Here is a 9,230-nt window from a genome sequence, read left to right as displayed (position 1 = left end):
GGTGGTGGGGGTGAGGGCGAGGCGGGGGCCGGTGGGGTTCTTGGAGTCGCGGACGAGGATCTGCTCGGGAACGGCAGCTACTTCGACGCAGTCCGGTCCATCGGGCGTGCTGTAGCTGCTCTTTATCCACTCCAGCTTCATGTCTCTCCAAGCACTTTCTCGATTCGGGCCGACGACTCTCGGGGGTTGAGAGCCTGTGCCCGGATGATTCCATAGCGCATCTCTAGGAGCTGCACCTCTTTCGGGTTGGTGATCACCCGGCTGATGTGTTGCACCTCCAAGTGTCCAACGGTGGTGCCATCGTTGAGTCTGAGCAGCCTGAACGAACCGTCGAGACCGGAGTTCTCCTCAAGGCTCAGGGGAAGTACCTGTAGGTCAACGTGAGGTAACTCGGCTACTTCCAACAGCCGTTCGAGTTGGCTACGCATGACCATCCTGCCCCCGATGGGTCGACGTAGCGTCGATTCGCACTGCACGAAGCTGAAGGCAGGCCGGGGCGACGTGTCGTTGATGATCTGCTGACGGGCCAGCCGAGCGGCTACCCGCTGCTCCAGCTCGTCCGCCGTGAAGGCCGGGCGACGCGTGCGGAGTCCTGCCCTTGCGTACTCCTCCGTCTGCAACAGTCCATGTACTGCTGAGTTGTTGTAGGCGCACAGCTCAGTCGACTCCGCCTCAAGTTTCTTCAGGTCCCGCACCTTCTTGGGGTACCGGACCTCCTCCAGGTCCGTCCTCATCGCGGAGATCTTGCCGCTGGCGCCCAACGCCTCGTCCGCCGCGTCGAGATACTCGGGGCGGGGGATCCGCCGCCTTCGCTCCACCGAGGAGACCAGTTCCTCCCCGTACCCGATCAGCGTGCCGAACTCGGCCTGGGTGAGGCCCGCCGCCTCGCGCCACAGTTTGAGTTGCCGGGCTACCGTACGAATGACGGCCCCGGCCTCCTCGTCCTCCAGTTCCGCGTCCCAGTCGCTCACGTCTGCCGTCCTCCCGCCGCTCCCTGCCGGGCCCAACCACGGACGCGCGCCTCCGGTCACGCCGTACAGCCCGGACGGATCCGGACAACTCACGGACAGGCACTGGTCGCCCGGGCCACCGATATTCACAGGCTACGCAGGTACGGACACGCTGCGTGATGTGAATCAGGAATCTCAGCAGACCGCGCTGGCGCAAAAGCCACCGCGCCAGTTCTCCGTACCGCTGTCGGCCACCCGCAGGGGCGCCCGCCTGGCGAGGCTCCTCGCGGTCGAGCAACTGGAGTCATGGGGCGTCCCGTTGGACCCGGCCCGGCTGATCGTGGCCGAGCTGGCGACGAACGCCGTGCTGCACGGCAGGGTCCCGGGCCGCAGCTTCCGCCTGACCCTGGCGGTACCGGCCCCGGGCCTCCTGCGCATCGAGATCACGGACACCCGCGCGGAGTCCCTCCCGGTCCGCAACCCCACCCCCTCCGAATCCGGCTACGGCCTCCTCCTGGTCGACACCCTGTCCACCCGCTGGGGCGTCCGCCAGGGCCCGGTGCCGTGCAAGACGGTGTGGGCGGAGTGCGCGTTCGCTCCGCTCGGGCCCGCAGCCCACCCGCCACGGTGAGAGGCGCCGCCCGAACGGGTGGGATCCACGGGGCACATAGCCAGTCATGAGGCGAATTCCCTAGGCTGCGGCGGCATGAAGGGGCGGCATTCGTCGCTCGCCTCATGGACATGCGCGGGAGGACACGGGTGAACTCCTTCAGCAAGCCAGGGAAATTGGTGCGGAACCGGATTCCGCAGATCATCCGCGACGGCGGGACCGAACCGGTCGTCTACACCGCAGGACGGGGTGAGTATCGCCACCGACTGCGGGACAAACTCGGCGAGGAGGTCGCCGAGTTCCTCGCGGCGGACGACAACACGGCACCTGAGGAACTGGCGGACGTGCTGGAGGTCGTGCACGCCCTCGCCGCGGACCTGGGGGTCGACGAAGACCAGCTGGAGAAGATCCGCGCCGCGAAGACAGCCGCGCGCGGCGACTTCTCCGACCGGATCATCTGGACGGGCAACCGCTGACCGGATGCCGCTTGCATTGCCGATCGGCCCAGGACCCCACTCCAGTCGCCGTCCGCGGCAGCCTTGGTGATCTCCTCCGGTGACCGGGTGACGATGACATGGCCACCGGGGCGGGCGAGGGGGGGCCGCGTCTTCGAGTGCCTGGATCCGTTGCCAGAGGGCGGGCAGCACATTGAGGGCTTTGGCCCGCTCGAAGGTGTCCTGTGTCGTGTGGATGGCCGCACTGACGAAGCCCCTCATCAACGACTGCATGGCCATCGTGGTCAGCACATAGCAACCCGACCCCTCGGATCCAGCGTGCCCGGCGGGTCGGCGCGGTCTCTGCGACTCTCCCGGCTGCGCACGCGCCAAGCGCCCCGCAGCATGTGGCCGCGGGGCGCCTGGTGCCTGTGGGGTTCAGTCGACCATCTGGCCGTTGTACATGCCGCCCCTACAGGTCCCGGTGCCGGCCACGGTCGGGTTCGACCAGTCGACCGTGCCGCCGCCCTGCTGGCACTCACCCGGGGTGAGGCTGGCGGCGGAGGCGGTGGCGGCACCTGTGAGGCCGAGTCCGGCGAGGGCTGCCGTGGTGATGACGGCGGCGAGGATTCGTCGAATGCGCATATGGTTCGCCTTTCACGGATTGCCTCGGTTAGGCCATTAATCAGCTTGATGTTCACCCATGTGGGTGGCGCGTCACGCTAGGCCATTCGGGTGACCGCGCGGTCGGGCGCAGGGGCGGCGGCAATCCGAACCGGCTGGTGTTCCAAGGCATCCTGCACGGGGCCGGGAGCAGTCCGCTGCTCGGGCCGGCCGACCGGCCTGCGTCTGGGGCACACCGCACACCGCACACCGCACACCGCACGGCGCTTCGGGCGTCTCGGGGATGGATCCCTCGCGCTGGTGGGGGGATTTGGCGGCGCGTGCGGAGGTGGATCCTGCGGATGCAGGCACGCGGGCCCTCGACGGCTACGACGACGTCCGGAGCTTTCTGTTTCCGAAGGTGAGAAAACCGGGTGCCACCCGCCTGCCGTCCGCGCGAGGATCCCTCAGACCCGCCTACCGAAAGGCCAGCCGTGGGGGACACACCGTCGACGGGGCTCATCCAGCTCGCCGATGACGAGGGGAACAGCGTCGGGGTCGAGGTGCTGGGGGTCGATCCCCGGTGGGCCGGCGGGCTCGATGCGGAGATCGTCGTCGGGACGCCGTTCGTGTCCGGGCGGCTCCGGCTCGGGCTGTCCCGCTCGCGGCTGGAGCGCTGGGGAGAGGCGTTGGAGCGGCTCGGGGGCGGGGTGGATGCGGGATGGATGGAGATGGACAGAGGACCGTCGGTCTTCGTGCGGCTCGACGGGGAGCGGGGGTGTCCGGAGGTGGTGGTGGAGGACGAGTCCGGGTGCATGGTCACCGTGCGCATCCCGGTCGTACCGCCGGACGACTGGATCGCCGATCATCAGCGGCGGTTGCGTCACGTCATGGAGGAATGGGTGCCGTTGCTGGCGGGATGAGGGGGAGAGGTGACCTGTGGGCGCCCCGGCCGGGTGCCCACAGGTCCAGGTTTCTTACGGGGTTGTGCAGTTGAGTGAGCCCGATGGCAGGTTGTTGCCGGACGACGATGTCGCGGTGAAGCCGAAGGTCGTACTGCCGTCCGCCGGGATCGTGCCGTTGTAGGCGGCGTTGGCGACCGTCACCCCGCCGCCCGAGGCGGTGGAGAGGGTGCCGCTCCACACGCTGCCGATCGTCGTGCCGCTGCCCGGGGTCCAGCCGACGTGCCAGCCGTTGATCGGGGCGGTGCCGTGGTTCATCACGGTGACCGTGGCCTGGAAGCCGCCGCTCCAGGAGCTGTCCACGTTGTACGTGGCCATGCAGGAGCCGGTGCCGCCGGTGGGCGGCGGGGTCGTGCCGCCACCGCCGTCCGGGGGCGGGGTCGTACCGCCGCTGCCCCGGATGCCGGTCACCTCGCCGTTGCCGCCGTCGAAGACGATGTCGGAGCAGGAGAAGAAGTTCTCGTTGCTGTCCGAGCGCACCCACTGGACGAACATCAGCGCGTTGCCCGAACGGCCCGAGGGCAGCGCCTGGTTCCAGTAGTAGTGACCGCCGTCCGTGCCGGGCGAGCCGGACGCGGGCGGGTTGGTGACCGTCGAGGCGAGCTGGAGGTCCGACCAGGCGAGCGGGGTCGTCGGCGACCAGCCCTGCTTGGTGAAGTAGACCCGGAAGTCACCCGGGTGCGCCGCCCAGTTGCTGTACTGGAGCTGGATGGTGGAGCCCGAGGTCAGGTGTGTCTTCGGCCAGTCGTCGCGGGCCAGGTTGTAGCCGCTGAAGTCGTACGGCGACTTGTTGCCCGCGCTGCAGATCGTGCCGTCCGGGACGTAACCCTGGCCCTTACCACCGGCGTTGGAGTCCAGCACCGCGAACCAGTTGTAGAGCGAGGACGACCCGCTCTGCGCGATGGCCGCCGCACAGGCCGGGTTGGTCGGGTCGACCGCGCCGCTGCTCGTGATGGCGTCCTTGTAGCAGAGGTAGGTGCGCGAGCCGGGGAACATGGCGACGCCGTGCGCCGACGCGGTCCCCGAGCCGAGGAGGATCAGCCCCAAGGCGGAGACCGTGGCGGCTAACGCGGCCAGCAGGGCCGCCGTTCTGCTGCGTCTGATCATGGGGGGAGAGACCTTTCGCAGATCGACATGGACAGGCGCCTCTCAAGGTGCAAAGAGGCATGGGCATGACAGTTCCGAGGTTCCGAGGTTGCGAAGCGCCGAACGGGATGGGAGCGCTCCCACTCTCGGAGGATAGGGACGCGTAAACCATATGTAAACGGCCTGGACAAAGTGTGGCCCGGGCGGGGCGGTCGAGCCGTCCCGCCCGGGCCGGGCGAAGGTGATCGAGGGGCCGGGGCTATGCCGCCGTGCCGCCCGCGTAGTCGCCGCTGAACGTCGTCTCGATGGTCTGCGCCACCGGCTGGGCCACCCCCGTGCCGGTCATGATGATGCCCAACTCCCGGTTGTTGCTCAGGGAGTTGCTGCTGATGTTCATGGAACCGGCCTCCACCGCCTGGGTGGACAGACCGTAGTCGGCGACCATGGCCTTGGCGTGGATGTAGAAGCCGTTCGGGTCGGAGTAGCCGACGACCGTGCCGCCCGCGGCCTTGACCGCGGAGACCTCACTGGCGTAGCTCGCGGGGTCTTCGAGGACGACACGGACCTTCACGCCCGCCTTGGCGCGCGCCACGATCGCGTTGACGACCGTGCTGTCGCTGAACTCCAGCTCCTGCACGTCCAGCGTCTTGGTCGCGGCGTTGATGAAGGACACCAGCCGGCTGCGCGAGTCGGTGGGGGACCACAGCAGGTGGTCGCCGTCGGTGGGGGTGATCGCGGTGCCGGCGTAGTCGGCGTCGAACACCTTCTCGATGGCGGCGACATCGCGGCTGTCGTCGGTGAAGACGCCGTAGTCCCGGCTGGTCGTGTAGTACTGCGAGGTCAGGTTGCCGGTCAGGACGAGCGACTTGGTGCCGTCCACGGTGATCGTCTTCTGGTGGGTGTAGACGTAGGACGAGGAGGACCAGACGACGCCCACGCCCGCGTCGGTCAGCGTCGTGTACGCCGCGTTGTCCTCGCTCTTGTGCTGCCGGTCCAGGACGACCCGGACGGTGACGCCCTTCTTCTCCAGCGCGACCAGGTCGTTGACGGCCGTCGTGTCCTCCAGCTCGTACATCGTCATGTCGAGCTTGCTGGTGGCCGAGTTGATGAAGTCGTAGATCGTCGGCTGGCCGGTACCGGCCTGGGAGAAGGCGAACGCCGAGTACGTCGTCGCGTTCGCGGGGACGGCGGCGATGGCGACAGCGGTGCCGGCGGCGAGGGCGACAGCGGCGCGGGTGAGGGCCTTCCGCAGCATTGCGCGACTCCTTTTGGGAGGCAGGGGGTGTGGTGTCGGGTGCATGACACCACGCGCGTAGAACGCTGGGGAGGCGTGCGGATCCAGAGATGGCCAGGGGGGCGCAAAAACTCGGTATCGGGGTTCCGGTTTGCCCCTCAATGCCAGGCCGCGGGGCCGACAGGGCGTCGGTAAGGAAGGCGAGTGGGCGGGCGTAGCGTAGAAGGCATGACGAAGTACGGATCTTTCCCCGGTACACGTCCCCGGCGGCTGCGGACCACGCCCGTCATGCGACGGATGGTCGCCGAGACGCGTCTGCACCCCGCCGACCTGATCCTCCCCGCGTTCATCCGCGAGGGCGTGAGCGAGCCCGTGCCGATCGCCGCGATGCCCGGCGTCGTCCAGCACACCCGCGACAGCCTGAAGAAGGCCGCGGCGGAGGCCGTCGAGGCCGGGGTCTCCGGGATCATGCTGTTCGGCGTGCCGGAGGACGGCAACAAGGACGCCCAGGGAACGGCCGGTACGGACCCCGAGGGGATTCTCCAGGTCGCGCTGCGCGACGTACGCGCCGAGGTCGGCGACGACCTCCTCGTCATGTCCGACCTGTGCCTGGACGAGTTCACCGACCACGGGCACTGCGGGGTGCTGGACGCCGAGGGCCGGGTCGACAACGACGCCACCCTGGAGCGGTACGCCGAGATGGCCCAGGTGCAGGCCGACGCCGGCGCCCATGTTGTCGGCCCCAGCGGGATGATGGACGGCCAGATCGGCGTCATCCGTGACGCGCTCGACCAGATCGGCCGCGAGGACGTGGCGATCCTCGCCTACACCGCCAAGTACTCGTCCGCGTTCTACGGCCCGTTCCGCGAGGCCGTCGCCTCCTCGCTGCGGGGCGACCGCAAGACGTACCAGCAGGACCCCGCCAACTGGCGGGAGTCCCTGCGGGAGTTGGAGCTGGACCTCGCCGAGGGCGCGGACATGGTGATGGTCAAGCCGGCCGGGCCGTACCTCGACATCCTCGCGCGCGTCGCGGACGCGGTGGACCTGCCGGTCGCCGCGTACCAGATCTCCGGCGAGTACTCGATGATCGAGGCCGCGGCCGAGAAGGGCTGGATCGAGCGGGACCGGGCGATCTTCGAGACCCTGACGGGGATCAAGCGGGCCGGGGCGCGGAACATCCTGACGTACTGGGCGACCGAGGTGGCGCAGAAGCTGCGCTGAATCGGGCAGGTGCGGGGCGGGCCGAGTGATAGTTGAGGAATCAATTAACTCGGTCCGCTGTTCACGGCGGTATGAAACGCATCGGATTCCTCTCCTTCGGCCACTGGGCCGACAGCCCGCACTCGAAGACCCGCAGCGCCTCCGACACGCTGCTCCAGTCCATCGACCTCGCGGTGGCCGCCGAGGAGCTGGGCGCCGACGGGGCCTACTTCCGGGTGCACCACTTCGCCCGCCAGCTGGGCTCGCCCTTCCCGCTGCTCTCCGCGATCGGCGCGAAGACCTCGCGCATCGAGATCGGCACCGGCGTGATCGACATGCGCTACGAGAACCCCATGTACATGGCCGAGGACGCCGGCGCCGCCGACCTGATCTCCGGCGGCCGGCTCCAGCTCGGCGTCAGCCGCGGGTCACCGGAGCAGGTCATCGACGGCTGGCGGTACTTCGGCTACGCGCCCGGCGAGGGCGAGACCGACGCCGACATGGCCCGCAAGCACACCGAGGTGCTGCTGATGGTGCTCCAGGGCAAGGGCTTCGCCGAGCCGAACCCGCGCCCGATGTTCGCCAACCCGCCGGGACCGCTGCGCATCGAGCCGTACTCCGAGGGGCTGCGCGAGCGGATCTGGTGGGGTGCGGGCTCCAACGCCACCGCCGCCTGGGCCGCCGGGCTCGGCATGAACCTGATGAGCTCGACCGTCAAGGACGACGAGGGCGGCGCGCCCTTCCACGTACAGCAGGCGGCGCAGATCCGGGCCTACCGCAAGGCCTGGGCCGAGGCGGGCTGGGAACGCGAGCCGCGCGTCTCCGTCTCGCGCAGCGTCTTCGCGCTCACCGACGACCGGGACCGCGCCTACTTCGGCCGCGACGGCGACAGCAGCGACAGCATCGGCTACCTCGACGCCGACACCCGGGCGATCTTCGGCCGTACGTACGCCGCCGAGCCCGACGCCCTGATCGAGCAGCTGGCCGGGGACGAGGCGATCGCCGAGGCCGACACGCTGCTGCTGACCGTGCCCAACCAGCTCGGCGTGGACTACAACAGTCACGTCCTGGAGAACATCCTCACCCATGTCGCGTCGGCGCTCGGCTGGCGCTGACCCTGACCGGCGGGAGTCGCCGTGGGCAAGATCCTGATCATCGGCGGGACCGGCTACACCGGCGCCAACGTCGCCGCCGAGGCCGTCGCCCGGGGCCACCAGGTGGCGTCGTACGCACGGTCGGCGCCGAAGTCCCCGGTCGACGGGGTGTCGTACACCCAGGGCGCGGCCGAGGACGCGGTACGGCTGGTCCCCGGCCGGGACGCGGTGGTCGCGGCCCTGTCGCCGCGCGGCGACCTGGTGGGCCGGCTGCTCGGCCTGTCCCAGGACATCGCCGCCGCGGCGGACGCCGACGGCGCGCGGCTGATCGTGATCGGCGGCTTCTCCTCGCTGCGCCCCGCGCCGGGCGAGCCCCGGTTCGCCGAGGGGGACGTCCCGGAGCAGTTCCGGTCCGAGGCGCGCGAGATGGACGCGATCCGGGAATGGCTCACCACCGCCCCGCCCGGCTCGCTCGACTGGACCCTGATCTCGCCCGCGGGCGGCTACGGCGCCTGGGCCGCGGGTGAGCGGACCGGGTCGTACCGCGTCGGCGGGGAGGTCGCCCTGCTCGACGAGCAGGGCAGGTCGGAGATCTCCGGCGCCGACTTCGCGCTGGCGGTCGTCGACGAGATCGAGCGCGACGCGCATCCCCGGGCGCACATCTCCATCGCCTACTAGGCCCTTGCCCCGCAGGGGCCTTCGGGTCACCAGCCCGCGATGTCGGACGCGTCCTGCTGCCAGTAGGTGACCTTCAGCGAGCTGTCGTAGTACACGCCCTTCGCGGGCAGGGTGACGTTCGCCGTGGCGCCGCCGTCGCTGTTCGGGGTCATGCCCTGGAAGTACACGGTCAGCTTGTGGCCGGTCTGCCCGCCGTCGCCGCTGCCGTCGGCGGCGGACAGCAGCACGCCCGCGTAGCCGGACTCGCCGGGCGCGAGGGTGGTGACCGCCTGCGGCTTGGTCGACTCGTCGGCGCCGGGCGCCCACTGCATCCCGTCGAAGCGGAGCACCGGGTAGTACGTCAGGTCGCAGTACTTCGAGCCGGTGTTCTTGACGGTGA

Annotated in this window: 12 protein-coding genes; 6 read left to right on the top strand and 6 right to left on the bottom strand. The window is 69.6% G+C overall.

Going from position 1 to position 9,230, the window contains the following annotated elements:
- Both CCN72_RS18055 and CCN72_RS18050 read right to left on the bottom strand, forming a co-directional pair.
- Nucleotides 1-141 (bottom strand): DUF397 domain-containing protein (locus CCN72_RS18055; RefSeq protein ID WP_086808414.1); only part of this gene is annotated, 141 nt, incomplete at its 3' end.
- Nucleotides 138-971 (bottom strand): DUF5753 domain-containing protein, encoded by an 834-nt coding sequence (locus tag CCN72_RS18050; protein ID WP_086808411.1) that lies wholly within the window; start codon nt 969-971, stop codon nt 138-140. The genes CCN72_RS18055 and CCN72_RS18050, both read right to left, overlap by 4 nt.
- Before the next feature lie 160 nt (nt 972-1,131).
- On the opposite strand from CCN72_RS18050, the gene CCN72_RS18045 reads away from it, so the two are divergent.
- Nucleotides 1,132-1,581, top strand: a complete 450-nt coding sequence (locus CCN72_RS18045) for an ATP-binding protein (RefSeq protein WP_244174300.1) — start codon at nt 1,132-1,134, stop codon at nt 1,579-1,581.
- A 158-nt stretch (nt 1,582-1,739) separates the two neighbouring features.
- Complete coding sequence (locus tag CCN72_RS18040) at nt 1,740-2,036, top strand: nucleoside triphosphate pyrophosphohydrolase (RefSeq protein ID WP_244174299.1); 297 nt, start codon at nt 1,740-1,742, stop codon at nt 2,034-2,036.
- A 396-nt stretch (nt 2,037-2,432) separates the two neighbouring features.
- On the opposite strand, the gene CCN72_RS18035 is transcribed toward CCN72_RS18040, so the two are convergent.
- The gene (locus tag CCN72_RS18035; protein ID WP_086808410.1) at nt 2,433-2,639 is read right to left on the bottom strand and encodes a hypothetical protein; all 207 of its coding nucleotides are present in this window, start codon (nt 2,637-2,639) and stop codon (nt 2,433-2,435) included.
- Nucleotides 2,640-3,091: 452 nt separating this feature from the next.
- Here CCN72_RS18035 and CCN72_RS18030 point away from each other — a divergent pair, with 452 nt between their 5' ends.
- Nucleotides 3,092-3,520 carry a DUF5959 family protein gene (locus CCN72_RS18030; RefSeq protein ID WP_086808409.1) on the top strand — a complete coding sequence of 143 codons (429 nt, stop codon included), beginning with the start codon at nt 3,092-3,094 and terminating at the stop codon, nt 3,518-3,520.
- 54 nt (nt 3,521-3,574) lie between these two features.
- Here the strand turns inward: CCN72_RS18030 and CCN72_RS18025 are convergent, their stop codons facing one another.
- Both CCN72_RS18025 and CCN72_RS18020 read right to left on the bottom strand, forming a co-directional pair.
- Nucleotides 3,575-4,666, bottom strand: coding sequence for a lytic polysaccharide monooxygenase auxiliary activity family 9 protein (locus tag CCN72_RS18025; protein WP_086808408.1), 1,092 nt, complete (start codon nt 4,664-4,666; stop codon nt 3,575-3,577).
- Between the two features lie 238 nt (nt 4,667-4,904).
- A complete protein-coding gene (locus CCN72_RS18020) occupies nt 4,905-5,900 on the bottom strand; it encodes a phospholipase D-like domain-containing protein (protein ID WP_086808407.1) in 996 nt (331 codons plus the stop codon).
- Nucleotides 5,901-6,107: 207 nt separating this feature from the next.
- On the opposite strand from CCN72_RS18020, the gene hemB reads away from it, so the two are divergent.
- The 3 genes from hemB (at nt 6,108) to CCN72_RS18005 (ending at nt 8,851) form a co-directional block, all read left to right on the top strand.
- Nucleotides 6,108-7,100: a porphobilinogen synthase gene (hemB, locus tag CCN72_RS18015; protein WP_086808406.1), complete on the top strand. Its 993-nt coding sequence runs from the start codon at nt 6,108-6,110 to the stop codon at nt 7,098-7,100.
- Nucleotides 7,101-7,171: 71 nt separating this feature from the next.
- Complete coding sequence (locus CCN72_RS18010; protein WP_086808405.1) at nt 7,172-8,194, top strand: LLM class flavin-dependent oxidoreductase; 1,023 nt, start codon at nt 7,172-7,174, stop codon at nt 8,192-8,194.
- Nucleotides 8,195-8,215: 21 nt separating this feature from the next.
- Nucleotides 8,216-8,851 carry an NAD(P)-dependent oxidoreductase gene (locus tag CCN72_RS18005; RefSeq protein WP_086808404.1) on the top strand — a complete coding sequence of 212 codons (636 nt, stop codon included), beginning with the start codon at nt 8,216-8,218 and terminating at the stop codon, nt 8,849-8,851.
- Nucleotides 8,852-8,877: 26 nt separating this feature from the next.
- Here CCN72_RS18005 and CCN72_RS18000 read toward each other — a convergent pair.
- On the bottom strand, nt 8,878-9,230 hold a 353-nt coding region (locus CCN72_RS18000; protein WP_143664127.1), incomplete at its 5' end, for a DUF4232 domain-containing protein.

The organism is Streptomyces murinus, from assembly GCF_002154555.1.
GTDB classification, from domain to species: domain Bacteria; phylum Actinomycetota; class Actinomycetes; order Streptomycetales; family Streptomycetaceae; genus Streptomyces; species Streptomyces murinus.
This window is presented reverse-complemented; position numbering and strand designations above follow the sequence as displayed.

Coding starts and splice junctions, on each gene's coding strand:
- CCN72_RS18035 (WP_086808410.1), bottom strand. CDS start 2,639: ATGCGCATTCGACGAATCCTCGCCGCCGTCATCACCACGGCAGCCCTC.
- CCN72_RS18025 (WP_086808408.1), bottom strand. CDS start 4,666: ATGATCAGACGCAGCAGAACGGCGGCCCTGCTGGCCGCGTTAGCCGCC.
- CCN72_RS18020 (WP_086808407.1), bottom strand. CDS start 5,900: ATGCTGCGGAAGGCCCTCACCCGCGCCGCTGTCGCCCTCGCCGCCGGC.
- hemB (WP_086808406.1), top strand. CDS start 6,108: ATGACGAAGTACGGATCTTTCCCCGGTACACGTCCCCGGCGGCTGCGG.
- CCN72_RS18010 (WP_086808405.1), top strand. CDS start 7,172: ATGAAACGCATCGGATTCCTCTCCTTCGGCCACTGGGCCGACAGCCCG.